Source organism: Flavobacterium sp. KACC 22763 (assembly GCF_028736155.1).
Taxonomy (GTDB): domain Bacteria; phylum Bacteroidota; class Bacteroidia; order Flavobacteriales; family Flavobacteriaceae; genus Flavobacterium.
Genome location: NZ_CP117879.1, coordinates 4209746 through 4231603, shown reverse-complemented (window position 1 = coordinate 4231603; position 21858 = coordinate 4209746). Strand labels below are relative to the sequence as shown.

21 protein-coding genes are annotated in these 21858 nt (G+C 33.9%); 10 read left to right on the top strand and 11 right to left on the bottom strand.

Going from position 1 to position 21858, the window contains the following annotated elements:
- Positions 1-13: 13 nt before the first annotated feature.
- The 6 genes from PQ463_RS17790 (at position 14) to PQ463_RS17765 (ending at position 6757) form a co-directional block, all read left to right on the top strand.
- Entirely contained in the window at positions 14-994 is a 981-nt protein-coding gene (locus PQ463_RS17790; protein ID WP_274254825.1) for a PorP/SprF family type IX secretion system membrane protein, read from the top strand.
- A 158-nt stretch (positions 995-1152) separates the two neighbouring features.
- Positions 1153-2340, top strand: coding sequence for a phosphoglycerate kinase (locus PQ463_RS17785; RefSeq protein WP_274254824.1), 1188 nt, complete (start codon positions 1153-1155; stop codon positions 2338-2340).
- A gap of 110 nt (positions 2341-2450) precedes the next feature.
- Positions 2451-4259 carry a LysM peptidoglycan-binding domain-containing protein gene (locus PQ463_RS17780; RefSeq protein ID WP_274254823.1) on the top strand — a complete coding sequence of 603 codons (1809 nt, stop codon included), beginning with the start codon at positions 2451-2453 and terminating at the stop codon, positions 4257-4259.
- 46 nt (positions 4260-4305) lie between these two features.
- Positions 4306-5271: a DUF4837 family protein gene (locus tag PQ463_RS17775; RefSeq protein ID WP_274254822.1), complete on the top strand. Its 966-nt coding sequence runs from the start codon at positions 4306-4308 to the stop codon at positions 5269-5271.
- A 235-nt stretch (positions 5272-5506) separates the two neighbouring features.
- A complete protein-coding gene (locus PQ463_RS17770) occupies positions 5507-6148 on the top strand; it encodes a DUF1579 domain-containing protein (RefSeq protein ID WP_274254821.1) in 642 nt (213 codons plus the stop codon).
- A 162-nt stretch (positions 6149-6310) separates the two neighbouring features.
- On the top strand, positions 6311-6757 hold the full coding sequence (locus PQ463_RS17765) for a GNAT family N-acetyltransferase (protein WP_274254820.1): 447 nt from the start codon (positions 6311-6313) through the stop codon (positions 6755-6757).
- A 76-nt stretch (positions 6758-6833) separates the two neighbouring features.
- On the opposite strand, the gene PQ463_RS17760 is transcribed toward PQ463_RS17765, so the two are convergent.
- The 4 genes from PQ463_RS17760 to rnpA all read right to left on the bottom strand — a co-directional run bounded on the left by PQ463_RS17760 (position 6834) and on the right by rnpA (position 10601).
- Positions 6834-7637 carry an OmpA family protein gene (locus tag PQ463_RS17760; protein WP_274254819.1) on the bottom strand — a complete coding sequence of 268 codons (804 nt, stop codon included), beginning with the start codon at positions 7635-7637 and terminating at the stop codon, positions 6834-6836.
- A 3-nt stretch (positions 7638-7640) separates the two neighbouring features.
- The gene (locus PQ463_RS17755) at positions 7641-9278 is read right to left on the bottom strand and encodes a S41 family peptidase (protein ID WP_274254818.1); all 1638 of its coding nucleotides are present in this window, start codon (positions 9276-9278) and stop codon (positions 7641-7643) included.
- Positions 9279-9280: 2 nt separating this feature from the next.
- Positions 9281-10126, bottom strand: a complete 846-nt coding sequence (locus tag PQ463_RS17750) for a DUF4349 domain-containing protein (RefSeq protein WP_274254817.1) — start codon at positions 10124-10126, stop codon at positions 9281-9283.
- A gap of 70 nt (positions 10127-10196) precedes the next feature.
- The gene (gene rnpA, locus PQ463_RS17745; RefSeq protein WP_274254816.1) at positions 10197-10601 is read right to left on the bottom strand and encodes a ribonuclease P protein component; all 405 of its coding nucleotides are present in this window, start codon (positions 10599-10601) and stop codon (positions 10197-10199) included.
- A gap of 125 nt (positions 10602-10726) precedes the next feature.
- Between rnpA and PQ463_RS17740 the strand changes: the two genes are divergently transcribed.
- From PQ463_RS17740 to PQ463_RS17730, 3 genes are all read left to right on the top strand, one after another.
- Positions 10727-11473, top strand: coding sequence for a lysophospholipid acyltransferase family protein (locus PQ463_RS17740; RefSeq protein ID WP_111377725.1), 747 nt, complete (start codon positions 10727-10729; stop codon positions 11471-11473).
- Positions 11474-11518: 45 nt separating this feature from the next.
- Positions 11519-12514 (top strand): acyl-ACP desaturase, encoded by a 996-nt coding sequence (locus PQ463_RS17735; RefSeq protein ID WP_111425406.1) that lies wholly within the window; start codon positions 11519-11521, stop codon positions 12512-12514.
- A gap of 168 nt (positions 12515-12682) precedes the next feature.
- Positions 12683-13336, top strand: a complete 654-nt coding sequence (locus tag PQ463_RS17730) for an HD domain-containing protein (RefSeq protein ID WP_274254815.1) — start codon at positions 12683-12685, stop codon at positions 13334-13336.
- A gap of 370 nt (positions 13337-13706) precedes the next feature.
- On the opposite strand, the gene PQ463_RS17725 is transcribed toward PQ463_RS17730, so the two are convergent.
- The 5 genes from PQ463_RS17725 to PQ463_RS17705 all read right to left on the bottom strand — a co-directional run bounded on the left by PQ463_RS17725 (position 13707) and on the right by PQ463_RS17705 (position 18005).
- Positions 13707-14627: an alpha/beta fold hydrolase gene (locus PQ463_RS17725; protein WP_274254814.1), complete on the bottom strand. Its 921-nt coding sequence runs from the start codon at positions 14625-14627 to the stop codon at positions 13707-13709.
- A gap of 138 nt (positions 14628-14765) precedes the next feature.
- Positions 14766-14891: a FeoB-associated Cys-rich membrane protein gene (locus PQ463_RS17720; RefSeq protein ID WP_111425403.1), complete on the bottom strand. Its 126-nt coding sequence runs from the start codon at positions 14889-14891 to the stop codon at positions 14766-14768.
- A 6-nt stretch (positions 14892-14897) separates the two neighbouring features.
- Positions 14898-16997 (bottom strand): ferrous iron transport protein B, encoded by a 2100-nt coding sequence (feoB, locus tag PQ463_RS17715; protein WP_274254813.1) that lies wholly within the window; start codon positions 16995-16997, stop codon positions 14898-14900.
- The gene (locus PQ463_RS17710) at positions 16997-17236 is read right to left on the bottom strand and encodes a FeoA family protein (protein ID WP_111368256.1); all 240 of its coding nucleotides are present in this window, start codon (positions 17234-17236) and stop codon (positions 16997-16999) included. The genes feoB and PQ463_RS17710 overlap by 1 nt, the downstream gene beginning before the upstream one ends.
- A 103-nt stretch (positions 17237-17339) precedes the next feature.
- Positions 17340-18005 carry an SCO family protein gene (locus tag PQ463_RS17705; RefSeq protein WP_111377720.1) on the bottom strand — a complete coding sequence of 222 codons (666 nt, stop codon included), beginning with the start codon at positions 18003-18005 and terminating at the stop codon, positions 17340-17342.
- A 225-nt stretch (positions 18006-18230) separates the two neighbouring features.
- On the opposite strand from PQ463_RS17705, the gene PQ463_RS17700 reads away from it, so the two are divergent.
- A complete protein-coding gene (locus PQ463_RS17700) occupies positions 18231-20285 on the top strand; it encodes a M13 family metallopeptidase (RefSeq protein WP_274254812.1) in 2055 nt (684 codons plus the stop codon).
- Positions 20286-20391: 106 nt separating this feature from the next.
- Here the strand turns inward: PQ463_RS17700 and PQ463_RS17695 are convergent, their stop codons facing one another.
- The gene (locus tag PQ463_RS17695; RefSeq protein WP_274254811.1) at positions 20392-20790 is read right to left on the bottom strand and encodes a c-type cytochrome; all 399 of its coding nucleotides are present in this window, start codon (positions 20788-20790) and stop codon (positions 20392-20394) included.
- A 1-nt stretch (position 20791) separates the two neighbouring features.
- Complete coding sequence (gene hemB / locus PQ463_RS17690) at positions 20792-21787, bottom strand: porphobilinogen synthase (RefSeq protein ID WP_274254810.1); 996 nt, start codon at positions 21785-21787, stop codon at positions 20792-20794.
- Positions 21788-21858: the final 71 nt, after the last annotated feature.

Here is a 21858-nt window from a genome sequence, read left to right as displayed (position 1 = left end):
AAAAATTAATACAATGAAAAAGTTTATTTTATCCTTAGTACTCATGGCTGTAACAACAAGTTACAGCCAAGAGTTAAACCTACCAGTGTTTACCCAGTATTTAGCTGATAACCCTTTTATTCTTTCTCCTGCTTATGCTGGTATTGGAGATAATCTTCGTATTAGAGCCAATGGTTTAACACAGTGGGTCGGAATTAAAGATGCGCCAGACAACCAATCATTGTATGCAGATTTTCGTCTTTTAGATCGTTCGGGAGTTGGTATTTCATTGTATAATGACAGCAACGGTAATACAAGGCAAACTGGAGCAAAAGTTTCTTTTGCCCACCACTTGATTTTAGATTATCGTACAGAACAGTATTTATCTTTTGGTATCTCTTACAACTTTAATAGTTTCCGTATTGAGACAGGAAATTTTGATGATGGAAGTAATGGAAATCCGCCTGTTGGTGGGCCAGCACCTACAGATAATCGTTACAGTGCCAATAATAACTTTGATATTAGTGCTTTGTATCGTAACAGAGGATTTTATTTCAGTTTCAATGCCAACAACGTATTGAAAAAGAATATTAGCCTTGAAAGAGTGAACGAACCAGATCTTTTATCAAACTTCCAAGTATACTCAGGATTTACTTTTAAAGATGCAGAGAATAGACGTATAGAATACGAACCATCGGTTTTCTTGCAATACTTTGCAAGTGACCAGCGTTCTACAACCGATTTTAACTTCAAATACAGACGTTACAATCGTTACGAAGATTATTATTGGATTGGAGTTTCATATCGTTTCTTAAACGACCAGTTCCCAAAACCTTTAGCAATGGGACCAATGGCTGGTTTTATGAAATCTAAATTCTATTTTGCATACTCTTACCAATTGATGTTTAATGGTCTTGGAAGTTACAATTCAGGAACGCACTCAATCACAATTGGATTTGACTTCTTGCAATCTATCAGTAACTGTCCTTGTACGCAAAGTCCTGTTCGAGATTAAACAAAAAATTTTTATCATCTTTAAGAATTATTTTGTTTGTTTTCATAATTTACAACGTTTTCGTTTTTATTAATAGATTATTTATGCTTTTTTGAAATTTAGACTTCGTTAAAAGTTCTATATTTGTTATTCTTTCAAAAAATTAAAAAAATTAGCAGATGAAAACTTTAAACGATTTCGATTTTAAAAATAAAAAAGCAATTATCCGTGTTGACTTCAACGTGCCATTGGATGAAAATTTTAATGTGACAGATACGACACGTATTGAGGCTGCAAAACCAACAATCGATACTATTTTAGCACAAGGCGGAAGTGTGATTTTAATGTCGCACTTAGGAAGACCAAAAGGAGCAGAAGAGAAATATTCTCTAAAACATATCTTAAAAACAGCTTCTGAAATTTTAGGAGTTCAAGTAAAATTTGCTGAAAACTGTGTTGGTGAACCAGCTCAAACTGCAGCAAAAGATTTAAAGCCAGGTGAAGTTCTTTTATTAGAAAACTTACGTTTTCATGCTGAAGAAGAAGCAGGAGATGTAGCTTTCGCTAAAGAATTAGCTTCTCTTGGAGATATTTATGTAAACGATGCATTTGGTACGGCTCACAGAGCACACGCATCGACTACAATTATTGCACAATTTTTTCCAAACGATAAATGTTTCGGAACATTATTGGCAAAAGAAATTGACAGTTTAAATAAAGTTCTTAAAAACAGTGAAAAACCTGTAACTGCTGTTCTTGGTGGTTCTAAAGTTTCTTCTAAAATCACCGTAATCGAAAATATCTTAGATAAAGTAGATCACATGATTATTGGAGGTGGAATGACTTTTACTTTCGTTAAAGCTCAAGGCGGAAAAATCGGTGAGTCTATCTGTGAAGATGACAAATTAGATCTAGCTCTTGAAATTTTGAGATTAGCAAAAGAAAAAGGCGTTCAGGTTCATATTCCTGTTGATGTTATTGCTGCAGACGATTTCTCAAACAATGCAAATACTCAGGTTGTAGACGTAACTGCAATTCCTGACGGATGGCAAGGTTTAGATGCAGGTCCAAAATCTTTAGAGAACTTCAAGAAAGTAATCTTAGAATCAAAAACTATTCTTTGGAATGGTCCATTAGGAGTTTTTGAAATGGAAACGTTCTCTAAAGGAACAATTGCATTGGGAGATTATATCGCAGAAGCTACAGAAAATGGAGCATTTTCATTAGTTGGTGGTGGAGATTCTGTTGCAGCAGTAAAACAGTTCGGATTTGAAGATAAAATGAGCTACGTTTCCACTGGTGGCGGGGCTATGCTTGAAATGTTAGAAGGAAGAATTTTACCTGGAATCGCAGCGATTTTAGACTAAAAAATCACAATTAACATTTTTTTAAACAGTTTTCTTCAATAAAGGGCTTAGATTTGCAAAAATACAACTCTTGTAATTGTTTGAATTACAGAATTTTAAAATAATGTTATATGATTGTAAAAAAATTATCATTAGTGGTTTCTGCTTTCTTTTCGTTGGCTGTCTGTGCACAGGAAACGGCAAAGACTGATGTAGAGCTGAAGCCAGAGATTAAACTTTCATATTTAGATTCTATTAAAAGCACATTCAAAAGAGACCATTTAGCTTCAAAAGTTGATAGTCTATGGATGAACGAGTTAGTAAGTCTAGATATTTATGATGATCTGACCAAAGACATTCAAACCATTAACAAAGATGTTACTGTTGATGAAGAACTCCCAACCGAACTGCTAAAACAGCGTTTGGCTGCGATGAATCAGAAATCACCTTTTGAGATACAATACAATCAAGGTTTAGAAAATATAATAAAGTCATTTCTTAAGAACCGAAAAAAATCGTTTTCTCGATTAATGGCTTTATCAGAATATTATTTCCCAATGTTTGAGGACGCTTTTGCCAAACAAAACGTTCCTTTGGAAATAAAATATTTAGCCGTTGTAGAATCTGCTTTAAATCCTAAAGCAGTTTCTAAAATGGGCGCTACGGGTCTTTGGCAATTTATGTACGGAACCGGAAAACAATACGCTTTGAAAATAGATTCTTATATCGACGAAAGAAGCGACCCTCTTAAAGCTACAGCCGCAGCATCTGAGTACATGACCAAAATGTACAATATTTTTGGTGACTGGGAACTGGTTTTAGCTTCTTATAATTCAGGCCCAGGAAATGTTACCAAAGCTATTCGTCGTTCTGGCGGAAAAACTAAATACTGGGATATCCGTAATTATCTTCCAAAAGAAACTCAAGGTTATGTGCCAGCTTTCTTAGCAACAATGTATCTTTTTGAATACCACAAAGAGCACGGAATTAATCCAGAAAGAGCTGTAGTTAAAAACTTTGAAACTGATACTGTAGCAGTAAAAAATCAAATGTCTTTCAAACAGATTGCCGATTTATTAGATATGCCTCAATCTCAGATTCAGCTTTTAAATCCTTCATATAAAATGGGTGTTGTACCTTTCTATCAAGGAGAACAGCATTTTATCAGACTTCCAAAAGATAAAGTAGCAACATTCGTTTCAAACGAAGAACAAATTTATGCATACGTAAAATATGATAAAGAGTTTAGAGCTACATCTTCTAGACTAGCAGTAAAATATGCACCAAAAGCTAAACCAGCAGCTGTAAAACCAGCAGCAGTTGATAATGGTGACTTTGAATTTTATAAAGTTAGAAAAGGAGATAATTTAGGAGCAATTGCTGCTAAGTATGATGTAAGTATTTCGGATATTAAGAAATGGAATAACTTAAAAACAAATGCTGTCGCAATCGGTAGAAGCTTAAAAATTAAGGGAGAAGAAGAGACTCCTGTTAAAACAACTGCTGTTGTAGATAAAGAACAAGCCATTGCATCTGCAGAAAATAAAGAGAAAACAGCTGTTGATATGGACTATGTTGTGGTGGCTGGAGATAATTTAGGTAGCATTGCAAAGAAATTCGGTACGACTATTGCGGAGTTAAAAGAACTTAACAATTTAACTTCAAATAACATTGGTTTAGGAAAAACATTGATTATTTCTAAAGCAGCGATCGTTATAGAAGAGCCAACTTCAACAGCAATTGCATCAAACTCGGTTGATTCATTCAAGAAAAAAGCACCTTCTAAAAACGTTAGTGAAGATTATTACGTTAAAAAAGGAGATTCTTTATATAGCATTTCTAAAAAATATCCTGGAGTAACAATTTCAGATATTAAAAAATGGAATGGTATTAAAGATGAAGATATTAAACCGGGAATGAAACTTAAAATAAACGGATAATAGAAAAATCTTATTAAATTTGGGTTTTATTTCATAAATTTAAAAAATGAATAAAACCCATTTTTTATTGCTATTAATTCCATTTTTCCTGACTTCTTGTTTTAAAAGTGAAAAACAAGAAACAGTCTCTGGAAAAACCAATACCATTTCGGTCATTATCGATGATCAGTTGTGGTATGGAGAAGTGGGTGATAGCATCAGAAATAAATTTGCCTCACCAGTTCTTGGACTTACCCAAGAAGAACCACTTTTTACCATAAATCAATATCCTGCCAGACTGCTAGAAGGTTTTGTTACTGATAGCCGAAGCATTATTGTAGTCAAAAAAGCACCTGCAGATAAATTCGAAATCATTCGAAGTAAAGCATTACCTCACAATACTTTTCGTATTTACGGAAAATCAGTAGACGATATTATTTGTAGTCTTGAGCTGAATGCTCCACAAATAATAAAAATTATTCACGATGCTGAAATTCAAAAAATTCAAGAAGACAATAGTACATCGCTGTTAAATAAAGCAATCTTAAAGAACAAATTTCACATCAATATTCAGATACCTACAGGATATGAATACATGTTGCATAAAAAGAAATTCATCTGGCTCAAAAAAGAAATCATAAGCGGTAATACGAGTTTATTAATTTACCAGATTCCGCTTTATAATTTCAAGAAGAAAAAAGACGTAGTAAATGCTATTGTCAAAATGCGTGACTCAATTGGCAAATACATTCAAGGACGTGAACCCAACACACAAATGATTACCAGTGAAGCATACGCGCCCTATTTTTCAAAAGTGACATTAGACAATAAAAATGCCTTCGAAACAAAAGGAACATGGGAATTGAAGAATGATTTCATGACTGGACCTTTTATTAATTATGCGATTATTGATGAAACTTTTAATCGTGTTTTGGTTATCGAAGGATTCTCTTATTCGCCCTCACATCAAGAACGTGATTTGATGCTAGAACTGGAAGCGATCATAAAAACAGTGAGAATCGACAAACGATAAGGAGTTTTGTTTCAGGTTTCAGGTTTCAGGTTTGATGTTTGAGGTTTCAAAATCTCACGATTAAATGTGCGCATTTCTTAGAAAACTTCACCTTCTCAATACAATTTAGCGTCCTTTGCGAACTTTGCAATTGAATTGCCAAAGTATATCAACTTGAAACATGAAACCTGAAACAAAATAAAACAAACAAATTTTTTCGTACTTTTATTCATAACAAACATAAAAACAAATAGTTATGAAAAAATTAACCGCAACCTTAGCAATAATAACTTTGTGTTTTATTTCTTGTAAAAAAGAAGTGAAAGAAGAAGCTGCAACTCCAGCAGCAACAGATTCTGTTAAAACTGAAGAGCCTGTTACCGAAGCACCATTAGATTCTGCAGCACAGATGAAAGCTTGGCAGGAATATGCAGCGCCCGGAAATCCTCATAAAATACTAGCTGATGAAGTGGGGACATGGAATTGCGATATGACATTTTGGTCTGATGCAAATGCAAAACCTGAAAAGGAAACTTCTGTAGCCGAAATCAAAATGATTTTAGGCGGACGCTTTCAAGAAGCAACTTATAAAGGTACCATGATGGGGCAGCCCTTTGAAGGTAAAGCCACTGTAGGTTATAATAATGCAACTAAAGAATACATCTCCACATTTATTGATAATATGGGAACTGGAATGATGATTAGTAAAGGTAAGTATAATGAAAGCACCAAGAGTATAGATTTTAATGGAGAAATGGCTGATCCAGTAACGGCAAAAAATACCAAGTATAGAGAAGTCTACACTATTGTGGACGCTAAAACTCGAAAAATGGAAATGTTCGATACAAAAAACGGAACTGAATATAAAAGTATGGAAATCGTAATGACGAAAAAATAATTTTCTATTTAGGTTTAAAGAAACAAAGATGCAAAGGCACAAAGGTTTATTTCTGCGAGATATAACTTTGTGTCTTTTGCAATTTCTACAAGAAACTTTAGCGCAACTAAAAAATAATATAACTTAGCACTTTCGTGCCTTTGTGGCAAAAAATAAGCAAGAATGGAATTAAAATGGAAAATAAAGCCTTTTGAGGCATTAACTGTTCATGAGTTATACGATTTGCTCAAACTGAGAAGTGAAATCTTTGTAGTAGAGCAAAACTGCGTCTATTTAGACCTTGATGGCAAAGACAAGAAAGCTTTACACCTAATTGGAGAGTTTGAAGGTAAAATTGTAGCCTATTCGCGTTTATTTGATGCCGGAATTAGTTTTGATAACGCTTCGATCGGAAGAGTTACTGTAGATGCCAATTACAGAGATAGAAAATGGGGCCATGAATTAATGCGTGAAGCCATAGCTGGAATTAAATCTAATTTTGGAAAAGATAAAATTACCATTGGAGCACAGTTGTATCTAAAGAAATTTTACGAAAGCCACGGTTTTGTTCAAACCAGCGAAATGTATTTAGAAGATGATATTGAGCATATAGAAATGGTGAAAGAATAATTAAAAATGAAGTAAAGCTACAATAAGTAAAACCTTAGAATCTTAGTAACTCAGCATCTTAGAAGCTTAGAAAAAACTAAATTTTAGTAATCACAAACTCCACTCGTCGATCGTAGTTATCACCTTTTCCTAACGGATATCGATTGCCGCATCCAATATAGGTCATGCGGCTTTTGGATACTTTTTTGGATATTAAATAATGAAAAACAGTTTTGGCGCGGTTCCAGGAAAGCCTTCTTTCTTTGGTGTCTCTATCAATTCCGTCACTGTAAATTTCGGGAGTGCAGCAGACATGCCCTCTAATTTCAAAATTCAGACTTCTGTGTTTTTGGAGTATGAGTGCAATTTTATCCAGTTCTTTTTTAGAATTGCTGGTAAGTTTAGCGCTTCCAATATCAAATAAAATAGACTCGAGATATACTTTGTCGCCTACTTTTAAATTGTCTTTGAAGGAAGTATAAACTCCTTTTCCGAAACTATTTTTCTTAACGACAATTAAGTCAACCCGCCGATTTCGCAGACGTGTCTCATATAGATTCTCTACCGTATCTGTTTTTACGACAACACGTCCTTTTCCTTCAAGAATAACGATTTTACTTTGTTTGAATCCTTTATTAATCAATAGATTCTGAATCGTATTGGCCCGATTGTTAGACAATCTAAAGTTATACTCATCATTTCCGCGATCATCACAATAGCCATAAATCTGTATAGACTCTACCTTACTAGTGTCTATGCTTTTTACAAAGTTCGAAACAACATTGATTTGCTTTTCTGTCAAATCATACTTGTCAAACTCAAAATAAATAGTTTCAACAGGTTTTTGCTGTGCTGTTACTGTATAAAATGAAAAAAGAGTCAGGGCTAGTGTTATCTTCATTCACTACATTTTTAAAATCGTCTTATATTCTGTCTGGTTATTTAATACGCTAACTGCTCTTTTAATTTCTGAATTGTTTTTTAAATAATACTGATACAAACCTTCCTGATACTGATATCTTTTGATCAATTCTTCTAAAATCATGTTTTTGATTTCTTTTTGGTTTTTGTCCAGTAAAGTAGTTTCGCTTTTTTCTAAAGCATTCAACAATTGCTGATATTCGGCAGTAATGGTCTCGTCTATTTTTTCTTTTTTAGCTGCAGCTAAAGTATTTTTCAAAGCCACTTCGGTTTCAGTATCAAAAGTGAGTTTGTTCGTTTTCAGATATTGTTTGAAAGCCGTATAATCAGCATCGGTCAAAGTCGGAATTTTATCTCCTAAATTTGGATTTTTGTAATAATACGTTGTTGCATAGTCAAAAACACCATCGTTTTTAATTAAAGCAGTGGCAATAGCACTTGTTTTAGTTTCTTCCAATTCAATATCTGGTAAAACTCCTCCGCCATCATAAACTGTTCTGCCTTTTCTGGTTTTAAAAGCATTGAAGTTTTTAGCATCAGTTTTCTGAGCCACACCATTTTTGTCTTTATGCGCATAATCCAAAGCCTGAATACATCTTCCAGAAGGTGTGTAATATCTAGAAATTGTTACTTTCAGCTGAGTTCCGTAGGTTAAATCAACAGAACGCTGAACCAAACCTTTTCCAAAACTTCTGCTTCCTAAAATCACCGCACGATCCAAATCTTGTAAAGCACCAGAAACAATTTCAGAAGCCGAAGCACTTCTTCCGTTCACTAAAATCGCTAACGGAATTTCAGTATCAACTGGTTCTTTCTGCGTTTTATAAGTATTGTTGTGTTTTTCAATTCTAGATTTAGTCGTAACAATTACTTCATTCTTCGGAACAAACAAATTACAGATATCAATGGCTTCATTTAATAAACCTCCAGGATTGCCTCTCAAATCCAAAACGATTTGTTTGGCACCGTCAGCTTTCAATTTTTCTAATGCATCTTTAACTTCAGCAGAAGCTTTTCTGCTGAAATGGGCTAAAACAATATAGCCTGTTTTTTCATCAATTTTTCCGTAAAAAGGAACCGATTTGATATCTACTTCATCCAAAACTAGAACCGTAGTATTTGGTTTTCCTTGACGAAGATATTTGATGTTGATTTTCGTGTTTTTTGTTCCTTTCAATAATTGAGAAGCATCATCCTTAAAATCGGCAATCAAAACATCTCCAATCTGAATGATTTCGTCTCCAGCTTTTAATCCAGCTTTATCCGCAGGATAATTTTTATAAGGTTCACGAACAACTAAACGGTCATTTTTTCTAGAAATCAGAGCACCGATTCCAGTATATTCTCCAGTATTGTTGATTTTAAAGTTGACAACATCTTGTTCGTTAAAATAAACCGTGTACGGGTCTAAACTTCCCAACATACTTTTAATGGCTTTATCCATCAAATCGCCAGGATTTGTTTCGTCTACATAATTGGTGTTTACGGCTTTAAACAAAGTCGTAAAAATTTCGATCTGTTTGGCAATTTCAAAAAAATCTTCTCTAAAACTGGTTCCAACAAACAACATTCCCGCCGCAGCGACTGGTATAATAAATTTCTTTTTGAAATACGGATACATGATTATTCTTTTTTTCTTCTTTTTAATCTTTTTCTAATAAAATAGGCAAGTACAACAAATAAAATTACAAACGGCCAAGCGCTTAATAATGAAAGCAATAAATCGGACAAAGTATAGAATCCGGATTTAACGGCGTTCCAAAGCTTGGAGCCATAAGATATTTTAACACCTTCTTTTTCAGGTATTATTTTATAAAATGAAATAGTAATTGTGCTTTCAGAAACGCGGCTTTCTAGATATTTCAATTGGCCTTCTTTGGCTTCAATTTCTTCTCGTATAGTTGAAATTTGTTGTTCAATTTCTAAAATCTCACTGACTTTGTTCGCTTTCTTTAAAATTTCAAGATAGCGTTCTTCAAGTTTTTTCTTCGTTTTCAATCTTGAAGTAAGATCGATATATTCAGCTGTTACGTCTTCTGCAGATATATTTTTAACTTCAAAATATGAAACTCCTTTTGAAACGCCACTTATAAAACGGTCAAAATTTTGGCTTGGAACTTTTACTATTAAATTTCTAGAAATAGTCCCATAATCTTTTTCCTGTGAATCGTTAATAATTCTAGCTTTATTATTGGCAACAGCTAGTTGAATTTGATTGAAAGTGTTTTCAAGATTGTCGGTTTCAAATCGTAAAGTCGCTTCCTTTATAATTTTCTGTTCTATTTCTTGTTTGATTTTTACAGGAGGTGCCGCTACTGGATCAGAATCTTTATCATAAGAACTAGCTTCTGCCTTTTTTGGAGGCAATTTTACTGCTTCAATAGAGATTGCGCTTGTTTCTGCTTCATAAGATTTGCTGCAACCACAAAGAATCAAAACGAAAAAAGATAAAAAGAAAAGTTGACGCATAAAATTTCAATTTAGAGCTAAAACTACGATTTTTTTGTCTAATTTGAATAATAATCTTACGTTTTGAAATTTACGCTTCTGTTTTTGTGTCAGAATCTTGAGGTTTGTTGATTTGGGCCGAAAATTTCTCAAACAATTGAATCATTTTAGTATTGATTTCCTCGTAAGATAAACGGTCTTTCGTCTGATAAAAAAGCATTATCGAATACTGCTGATCCAAGTTATCTAAAAGCAAATGTTTGTTCAAACGATAGGTTTCTCTCAGAACTCTTTTGAAGTAATTTCGATCTACAGCTTTCTTGAAATATTTTTTAGAAACCGATACGCCAATCTTGGTTTGTTCTTCAGAATTTGCTTCCGCTTGACGGTAAACTAAACGAAGCGGATATTTGGATACTGATTTTCCTTCAGAAAACAGTAATCCAATTGTGGTTTTGCTTTTTAAACGCTCGTTTTTAGGGTAAGTAAAGTTCATTTAATTCAGAAAAAATTTGCAAATTCTGTTGCAAAGGTACAATTAAACCAGAAAAACGGTTATTGTTTTCAATTTTAATAAGTCTAAAAATATATTTACTACTTTTGCGCATTAATTTTTGAAGCATGGAAAAAATTATTTCTTATCCGCTATCGGTAATTTACTATTTATTATTTGGTTTATGTTTGGCTGTTTTTCATCCAATTCAGTGGATTTGTTTAAATGTTTTTGGTTACCAGGCTCATAAAAAAAGTGTTGATTATTTAAATTTCTGCCTTTTAAAATGTACTAATCTTGTTGGAACAAGGTATACAATTGAAGGGGTAGACACGGTTCCGAAGGGTGCGCCAATTATTTTTGTGGCAAATCACCAAAGTATGTACGATATCGTGGCAATGATTTGGTACTTTAGACGTTTTCATTGTAAATTTGTAAGTAAGAAGGAGTTAGGCAGCGGAATTCCGAGTGTTTCTTATAATTTGAAATACGGAGGATCTGTCCTAATTGACCGTAAAGACCCTAAACAAGCAATACCCGTTATTAAAGGCTTGTCTGAATATATCGAAAAAAACACAAGATCTGCCGTAATCTTTCCAGAAGGAACAAGAAGTAAGACAGGAGTACCAAAAGAATTTGCGCAAAGCGGTTTAAAAATTTTATGCAAATATGCACCATCTGCATACGTTGTACCCGTGAGTATCAATAATTCTTGGAAAATGGTAAAATTTGGTTTTTTTCCTGTTGGTTTAGGAAATCATCTGAAGTTTACAGCCCACAAAGCTTTGGCTGTTAAAGATTACAAGTTTGAAGAACTGATGGAGATTACTGAAAAAGCAGTTAAAGAAGGAATAAATGAATATAAACAGGTTTAAGTTTTAGTCCGAGCTAAAATGTAAAACCCAAATCTATAATAAGTAATGTCTATAAAAAACATTAGATTAGAAGTAATGCAGTTTTTGGAGAAAAACGTGGATAGCTTCGTTGAACAGTATTTAATTCCAGTGGAAAAAATTTGGCAGCCGTCGGATTTCTTACCAGATTCTCAAGGAGAAAACTTCTTTGAAGAGGTAAAAGAATTGCGCGAGATTGCTAAAGAACTTCCGTACGATTTCTGGGTTACTCTTGTTGGAGATACCATTACAGAAGAAGCTTTGCCTACATATGAGTCATGGTTAATGGATGTAGAAGGAATAGATCAGCAAGAAGGAAATCAAGGAAACGGTTGGGCTAAGTGGGTAAAACAATGGACTGGAGAAGAAAACCGTCACGGAGATCTTTTAAATAAATACTTGTATTTGTCTGGTCGTGTAAACATGCGTGAAATCGAAATGACAACACAGCATTTAATCAACGACGGTTTTGATATTGGAACTGGAACTGACCCATACAAAAACTTTGTATACACTAGTTTTCAGGAATTAGCAACTTATGTTTCGCACAATAGAGTAGCTCAGATAGCTAAGAAATTTGGCGATAACAAATTGTCTAAAATGTGTAAAATGATTGCAGGTGATGAAATGCGTCACCACCATGCATACAGCGAATTTGTTACTAGAATTTTCCAAGTTGATCCAAGTGAAATGATGCTTGCTTTTCAATACATGATGAAGCAGAAAATCGTTATGCCAGCTCACTTCTTGAGAGAATCTGGACAAAAAATCAGTACAGCTTTCGAACAGTTTTCTGATTCAGCACAACGTATTGGAGTTTATACTGCAAATGACTATGTTGAAATCATGCAGAAATTAATCAACAAATGGGAGATTGATAAAATTGGCAATCTTTCAGACGAAGCAGAGAAAGCACGTGATTATTTAATGAAATTGCCTGCAAGAATGGCTAAAATCTCAGAGAGAATTGTTATTCCACAAGAATCACATATCTTCAAATGGGTTGAACCAGCTAGACTTTAGAATTTTAGATTTTATAATGTAGATTTCAGATTCTTGATTGAAATTTGGAATTTATAATATTTGGAATTTGAAAATAGCAACATTGTTGCTTTAAAACATATTTGTTGATTGTTGAAGGTTTAAAATCTTTGGCAATCAACATTTTTTATAAACCGTAAAAACTTCTGTATGAGCGACGCAGCATTAATTATTAAAACCATTGCTTTTGTAAAAGAAAAACTAAATGATGCCGAGGGCGGACATGATTGGTTTCATATTGAGCGTGTTTACAAAAATGCACTGCTGATTGCAAAAGAAACAGAATGCAATCTTACGATTGTACAATTGGGAGCTTTATTGCATGACATAGCCGATAGTAAATTCCACAATGGAGATGAAACTATTGGACCGAAAACAGCAAGAGCGTTTTTAGAAGCTGAAAATGTTTCTGAGGACATAATTGCTCATGTTGTCAATATCATTGAAAATATCTCTTATAAAGGCGGAAATTTCGAAAAGAAATTCTCTTCGGTCGAATTGGATGTTGTTCAAGATGCCGATCGTTTGGATGCAATTGGTGCCATTGGCGTTGCAAGAGCGTTTAATTACGGAGGATTTAAGAATAGAGCTTTATACAATCCAGAAATTGCTCCTGTAACGAATATGACAAAAGAGGAGTACAAAAAGAACAGTGCTCCAACTATTAACCATTTCTACGAAAAGCTTTTACTTTTAAGAGACAAGATGAATACAGAAAAAGGAAAAGAAATCGCTACTGAAAGACATCGTTTCATGGAAACTTTCCTTGCTCAGTTTTATGCAGAATGGGAAGGGGTTAAATAATTTTTTGGATGAATGTTCTTCAATAAAAACAAAAGGTGGTTTCAAATTCTGAAACCACCTTTTGTTTTTAATCGATCAATGGAAGTTACAAAAACTTTTATGCTCGTTTATGATTTAAATTTTATGAGGCACATTATTCCGAAAGCGCATAAAAAGCCAAAAGAAAACCATAGTAATCTGCTAACTAAATTGTCTCTTACAATTTCATTTTTTTCGAAGTCTGTCATTATGATGTAGTTTTAATTATGCAAAATTAAATTTAATGAGCATGATAACAGTGCCTTTAAAAGCTTTTAAACCATCACAATAAGACATTTTTTTCTAATCGAAATCTGAAGAAATTAAATTTAAAAATAGCTTTCTTTAATCGTTATTTTCTGGCAAGAACAAATTCTTCAACAGCATTTTTAAATGCTTTATTCTGCTCGTAATATAAAATATGTCCGCCATTAATAATCTTAACTTCCTGATTCGGGAACTTAAACAAACGATAATGTTCTGGACCAATGTTATTATCTTTTGTTCCTGAAATTATAAGCGTTGGAACTTTAATGGAAGCTGTTTCTTTAGTAAAATCACTAAAATATAACGTACCACTTAACGCATGTTGTGCAAATGAAGAGTTTCTTTTTTCGCTATTGTCAATACTATCTAGTTTTTCGACATTTGCTCTATTGTCAGAAAGCATTTTATAATCTAAATCTGCTTTTTTAATTTCCTGTTTGGCTTCAAAAAAAGTATTTAGTATTGAATCCTTGCTTTTTACAGGGAAATCTTTTCCAAGAGTTTTGCCCATAAAAGCGATTTGATTGAGAAGTGAATCGTTTATGTCAAGAGTACAATTCAATAGAATTAAACCTTTTATGTGTTGTGGGTATTTCTCAGCATATTTAGTGACTAAAATTCCTCCGAAAGAATGTCCAATTATGAATGCCTTATCAGTTTTAAGATGAACTCGAATTTCTTCAATATCATCAATCATTCTATCCATACCGTAATTGTTATCTGTAGGAGATCCAGACCTACCACATCCTCTTTGGTCAAAATAGCACATCGTTAATTTATCTTCCAGTACATTTCCGCCAAATTCTTCAAAAGATTTGCTCCATGCGCCAGGACCTCCGTGTACAAAAATGCAGACGTCGCCTTTTCCTGAAACTTTCAGAAACAAAGGAACTCCATCTGAAGTGGTGAATGAATTGATTTTGTTTTGTTTTGAATTTGTACTTTGACAATATCCATTGAAACTTAAACATAAAAAGAAAAATAGAAAAGAGGCTTTTTGTATCATTTTTTAATAATTTGAAGAGCTAAAATTATCAAATTTTAATGAAACTGCAGAGAAAAGAAAAAGCTTCAAATAGAATTTAAATTCTACTTGAAGCTTTTCACTTTGTAACTATGTACCATTGCGCCTTAGTTCCTTTAATCAAGAACATCCACAATCAGTTCCGCCTCCGCAGTCTTTTTTCTTTTTCGATTTTAAGAAAAACTTTTTGATCAAAAAAGCAACTGCAAATCCTAATATGGCAAAGGCTATTATTTCTTGAAACATAACTTTTTATTTTAAAAGTTGATACGCAATTAATGCGGTAAAATAAGCTAGACCACTCATAAAGACCAACTGCATTGCTGGCCATTTCCATGAATTGGTTTCTTTTTTAGTAATCGCCAATGTACTGGCGCATTGCATTGCAAAAGCATAAAACAGTAGTAACGATATTCCGGTGGCAAAATCAAATACTTTCTTTCCGGTATCTGGACGAACTTCTGCCTGCATTTTGCTTTTTATGGTCGATTCGTTATCCGTATCTCCAACACTATAGATGGTTGCTAATGTCCCTACGAAAACTTCACGGGCAGCAAACGAACTGATTAATGCAATTCCGATTTTCCAATCATAACCTAAAGGCTGAATTACAGGTTCAATTGCTCTTCCCATTAATCCGATATATGAATTCTCTAGTTTTTGAGAATTAACTTCATTTTCAAATTGTGTTTCATCTAGAGTTGTGTTGGCAAATCTTTCTTTAACAATAGTCTCAGCATCATTAAATTCTTTTCCAGGGCCATAAGAAGCCAAGAACCATAAAATAACCGATATAGCCAAGATGATTTTACCTGCACCAACAACGAAGGCTTTCGTTTTTTCTACCACATTGATTCCAACATTTTTCAAAAGTGGCATTTTATAACTTGGCATCTCAACAACGAAATATGTTTTTGATTGCAGTTTTAAAACTTTATTCAAAATGTAAGCCGATAAAATGGCCATAAAGAACCCTAAAACATAAAGTGACATAAGCGTTAACCCTTGAAGATTTAGTACTCCAAAAACTCTTTTACTCGGAATAACCAATGAGATAATAATGGCATAAACAGGTAACCTTGCCGAACAAGTCGTGAATGGCGTTACTAAGATCGTAATAAGGCGTTCTTTCCAGTTTTCGATATTTCTTGTTGCCATAATTGCTGGAATCGCGCAGGCAGTTCCTGAAATTAAAGGCACAACACTTTTTCCTGAAAGTCCAAATCGACGCATGATTTTATCCATTAAGAATACGACACGGCTCATATAACCGCTTTCTTCCAAAATAGAAATGAACAAAAACAAGAACGCAATCTGCGGAATAAAAATAATAACTCCGCCAATACCTGGAATAATTCCTTGCGAAAGCAAATCGGTCAAAATACCGCTTGGCAATTCTGCTGCAACCCAACTGCTTAAAGATGCAAAAGTGCTGTCAATGAAATCCATAGGAATAGTTGACCAGCTGAAAATAGATTGAAAAATCAAGAATAAAATCGCAAAGAAAATCACATAACCCAAAACCTTATGGGTTAAAACACGGTCTAGTTTTGCTCGGATATCTTTTGCGATTGAAGCATCAATTTTTAAACCTTCTTTTAAAACATCATTGATAAACTGATATCTTTTGATGGTTTCTTTCTGCTGTAAACGTTTTAATTCTGAATGCGATTTGGTAAAAGTGCTTCTTATTTCATTTCGGTCCAAATTCAAGAAATTGACATCTTGTGTGATTACCAGCCACAATTTATACATTAATTGATTGGGAAACGCCTTTTGTAATTTTGCAAAATATTCAGGATCAATTACCGAAGCATTTAAACAAGGTTCGTGGGGAATTGTTTTATAAGAAACAATAAGTTCCTTTAATTGCTCGATTCCTATGCCTTTTCTAGAACTTACTAAAGCAATTTTTGTTTTTAGTTTTTCTTCTAAATACGGAATATCCAAAGAAATTCCTTTGCGTTCCATACGGTCAGACATGTTGATGACCAAAATCGTCGGAATTTCAAGATCTTTTATCTGTGTGTAAATCAGTAAATTTCGTTTCAGATTTTCAACATCTGTTACGACAACTGCTACATCTGGGTATAATTTATCGTTTTTGTTTAATAAAAGTTCGATTACTACACTCTCATCCATCGAACTGGCATTCAAACTATATGTTCCTGGTAAATCTAGAATATTGGCTTTAACATTATTAGGCAGCTTGCAAAAGCCCATTTTTTTCTCAACCGTGATTCCAGGATAATTTCCAACTTGCTGATTAAGGCCTGTTAATTGATTGAAAACAGAAGTTTTTCCAGTATTTGGATTTCCAATAAGGGCAACATTGATATTCTGAACACTCATTACAAATTGGTTTTGATAAGTTCAACTTCAATTTCACGAGCTGTTTCAATGCGTATTGCAACATGAGAACCATTAATGTCTAAATATAACGGATCACCAAAAGGAGCAACCTGCAATAATTCAACTAAGCTGCCAGGCAGACAACCCATTTCTAGTAATTTTAGTGGAACAAGATCGATATCAAAATCTTTGATAATGGCTTTTTCGCCTTTTTTCAGAGTGTGTATTGTGTTTTGCAAGCTTATTTAGATTGAATTTAGATTGCAAAAGTAGGCAATTATTCTTTATTTCAAGGCATTTAACACTTCCAGAAATGCTAAAAGTTTCTAAAAATAAGGAATTTTACTCCTGAGACAGGAATTCGATGTCTTCCAAAAGACGTTTTACGTCTTCTTTGTTTGTTCCGTCATAAAAACCTCTAACGCGACGCTTTTGATCAACCAAAACAAAATTCTCTGTATGCACCATGTCATATAGCTGATCTGGTCGTCCCATTTTTACAGCCAAATAAGATTTTCTGGCCATTTTGTAGATTTCTTTTTTATCGCCAGTAACCAGATTCCATTTACTGTCTACAACGCCATATTTAATAGCATAGGCTTTTAAAACAGAAACGCTATCTACTTCAGGAAAAACAGTATGAGAAAGCAACATTACTTTGGGATTATTTAAAACTGCTTTTTGAACGTCAACTAAATTTGTTGACATTTTTGGGCAGATCGATCCACAGGTTGTGAAGAAGAAATCGGCAACGTAGATTTTTCCTTCATAATTTTTTTGGGTAATCGTATCGCCATTTTGGTTGATGAAAGAAAAATCGGCAATTGTGTGGTATTTGCTTTTATATTGGACTGTACTGTCAACCAATTCAGGATTTACATCAGCGGGATTGTAAATCGGAAGTGTCTTTTTAGGTTTCAACGCAGAGTAAAACAAAGATATAGTAACAACCGAAAACACTATTAAGACAATAAAGAATTTGCGGTATTTATATAAAAGCGATTTCATAAAAATAATTTGGCGCAAAAATACAAAAAGCAGATTTTAAAAACTTTACTGTGTTATTTTTTTAACAGGCTTTTGTAACTTTTACAAATGCTTGTAGACAAATATCCAGTGTTTAATTTCTATTTGTGACATTTAGACGTCTTTTTGACTTTACAGTTAGAATTTTAACACAATTTTTAAAATAATAACAATACGTTTGTATTTTCCATTAAACTATAACTTTTTATGAAAAAACAATTTGCTAAACCTGTGTTTGGTGTTATATCTGCAATGTTTGCAGTAACTGCTGCTCAAGCTCAAGCGCCAAAGGAACCAGGTATCAATGTATCGTATATGGATACGAAAATCAGCCCAAGTCAGGATTTTTTCAAATATGTAAACGGAGCTTGGCTGGAAAAAACAGAAATTCCGAGTGATCGTACAACATGGGGAAGTTTTAATGAACTAATTAAAAGAACCGACAAAGATGTGATGGAGGTTTTAAAAGAAGCTTCTAAAAATCCGAAATACAAATCGAATACAGATCAGGGAAAAGCGGTTAATTTATTCAACACTTACTTAGATTCTATCGGAAGAAATAAGAAAGGAATTGAACCTTTAAAACCATATCTGAAAAAAATCGATGCAATTAAAAGTATTGCTGATGTTCAGAAATATTTGGTTGAGATGGAAAAAGAAAGCAATGCTGGATTTTTCGGAATTTACATTGGAGCTGATGATAAAGACAGTTCTATAAACTCTGTAAATTTAGGCCCAAGCCAATTAGGACTTCCGGATAAAGACTATTATACTTCTGATGACAAAGATTCTAAAGAAAAACGTGCGAAGTATGAATTGCATGTGGCAAGAATGCTTCAGTTTATTGGAGAATCTCCAGAAAAAGCAAAACGAAGCGCAGCTGAGGTTTTGGCCCTTGAAACAGAATTATCAAAGCCAAGATTAAACAGAGTTGAAAGAAGAGACAGCCGTTTGCAATACAACCCAATGACAATTGCTGAACTTCAAAAATTAACTCCAGCTATTAAATGGAATGAATATTTTGCTGGTTTAGGAATTACTAAATTAGAGACAGTAATTGTAAACGAGCCTAAATATATGACTGCCTTAGAAACTGTTTTTAAGGAAAATAAAGTCGCTCAATGGAAAGAATATCTGAAATGGGATTTGATTAACGGTAATGCAGGTAAGCTGACAACTGAAATTGATAATGCTAATTTTGATTTTTATAGCAAAACATTAAGAGGTGCAATAAAACAGCTTCCAGCTGAAGAAAGAGCACTTAATGTAGTTAACGGAAATGTTGGTGAAGCTCTTGGGAAACTGTATGTAGAAAAAGTTTTTCCTGCTGAAGCTAAAACCAAAGCGGTTGATATGATTCATAATGTTATTGCGGCTTACCAAAATCGTATTAACAATTTAAGCTGGATGTCTAAAGACACTAAGGCAAAAGCAATCGAAAAGCTAAACAAAATAACCATTAAAGTTGGATATCCTGATAAATGGAAAGATTACTCGGCTTTAGAAATTAAAAGCATCGCAGAAGGTGGAAGCTATTTTGAGAACTCTAAGAACTTAGCGTTATGGAGATTTAAGAAAAGCGTAGACAAATTGTCTAAACCTGTTGACAAAACAGAATGGCATATGTCTCCGCAAACTGTAAATGCGTATTATAACCCATCTTATAACGAAATTGTATTTCCAGCAGCAATCTTACAGCCGCCTTTCTACAATTACCAAGCTGACGAAGCGGTTAATTATGGTGGAATTGGTGCCGTAATCGGACACGAGATTTCTCACGGATTTGATGATTCTGGAGCACGTTACAATGCTGAAGGAAATTTAGTGGATTGGTGGACAGAAGATGATTTGAAACAATTTACAACTTTAGGAAATGATTTAGCAAATCAATACAGCGCTCTTGAGCCATTGCCAGGAGTTCATGTTGATGGTCATTTTACATTGGGTGAAAATATTGGAGATTTAGGCGGAATTAATGCTGCATTTGATGGTCTGCAATTGTATTTGAAACAACACGGAAATCCAGGTTTAATTGACGGATTTACACCAGAACAGCGTTTCTTTATTTCTTGGGCTACAGTTTGGAGAACAAAATCTAGAGATGAAGCGATCAAAAATCAAGTAAAAACAGATCCACACTCTCCTGGAATGTATAGAGCTTATGTGCCAATTCAAAACGTTGATGCTTTCTACAAAGCATTTGATATTAAGAAAGGTGATAAGATGTATGTTGAACCAGAAAAACGAGTTAAAATCTGGTAATATATTTTAATGATAAAAAAAGGCGGTTCCGATAGTCGGAACCGCCTTTTTTGCTTTACTATTTTTAGATAATCAAACGATGTTCCTATGGAACATCATTGTGCTGTTATTTCAAATTACTATAAATGTAAGCTTCAATAGCTTTCAATTCTTCATCAGACATTGACTGCGTAATGGCAAAATTGGTTTTCATAACCTCAAACTGACTTGGATCAACAATTGGATCTGCATTTCCCTTTAAGAAAGTAACAATATTGCCATTTTTGTCCTTATAGATTTTAGCAATTTCTTTAATGCTTGGCCCAACTACTTTTTGATCTGGCTGATGGCAAGCAAAACAGTTTCCAGCTCCTTCAAAAAGCTGTTTTCCTAGTTCTTCAGGACTTTTGGCCTTCGCCGATTCGCCTTCAGAAACAGATTCGGTAGCTGTGTTTGTAGATTCAGAACCTTCTTTTTTACAAGAAGCAAAAGCTAAAACAGCAGATAAAAATAAAACCTTTTTCATCTTATTTCTTTAAAAGTATTGCCGCCTCTTTAGCAAAATAAGTAGAAATAAGATTAGCACCCGAACGTTTAATGCACATTAATTGTTCCATCATAATCTTGTCGTGATCTAGCCAGCCTCTTTCAGATGCCGCTTTTATCATGGCATATTCTCCAGAAACCTGATAAACGGTTACAGGAACGTGAACAGTATTTTTAATTTCGCGAACAATATCCAAATAAGCAATTCCTGGTTTTACCATAACCATATCTGCACCTTCTTCTACATCTGATAAAGCTTCTTTGATCGCTTCGATACGGTTAGCATAATCCATTTGGTATGTTTTTTTGTCCTTTGGAACAACCACATCAGCTTCTTTTGGAGCAGAATCTAAAGCATCTCTAAACGGACCATAAAAAGCTGAAGCATATTTAGCAGAATAACTCATGATTCCAACATTCTGAAATCCGGCAGCATCTAAACCTTCGCGAAGGCGTAAAACGCGTCCGTCCATCATATCGCTTGGCGCAACAAAATCGGCACCAGCTTCTGCGTGAGAAACGGCCATTTTTACTAATGCATCAACCGTACTGTCGTTTTCTACATCGCCATCTTTTATAATTCCGTCATGACCGTAAATAGAATAAGGGTCTAAAGCCACATCTGGCATAACGATCATTTCTGGACAAGCTGCTTTTATGGCGCGAATGGCTTGCTGCATTAATCCGTTAGAATTCCAAGCTTCTTTTCCAGTATTGTCTTTAAGGTTTTCGCTAACTTTTACATAAATATTTACGGCGCGAATTCCTAAATCAAAAAGTTCTTTTACTTCTTCAACTGTTAAATCTATTGATCTTCTGAAAATTCCCGGCATCGACGGAATTTCGACTTTTACATTTTCGCCTTCAGCTACAAACATTGGAAACATAAAATCCGATGGACTTAAACTGGTTTCACGTACTAAAGAACGAATGGATTCATTTACTCTTAATCTTCTGCCTCTTTGTAATGGGAACATATAAATTTAGATTTTAGATTTTAGATTTTAGATTTTTTAGTTGATTTCTCTGAAATCAGACTGAGAATCTA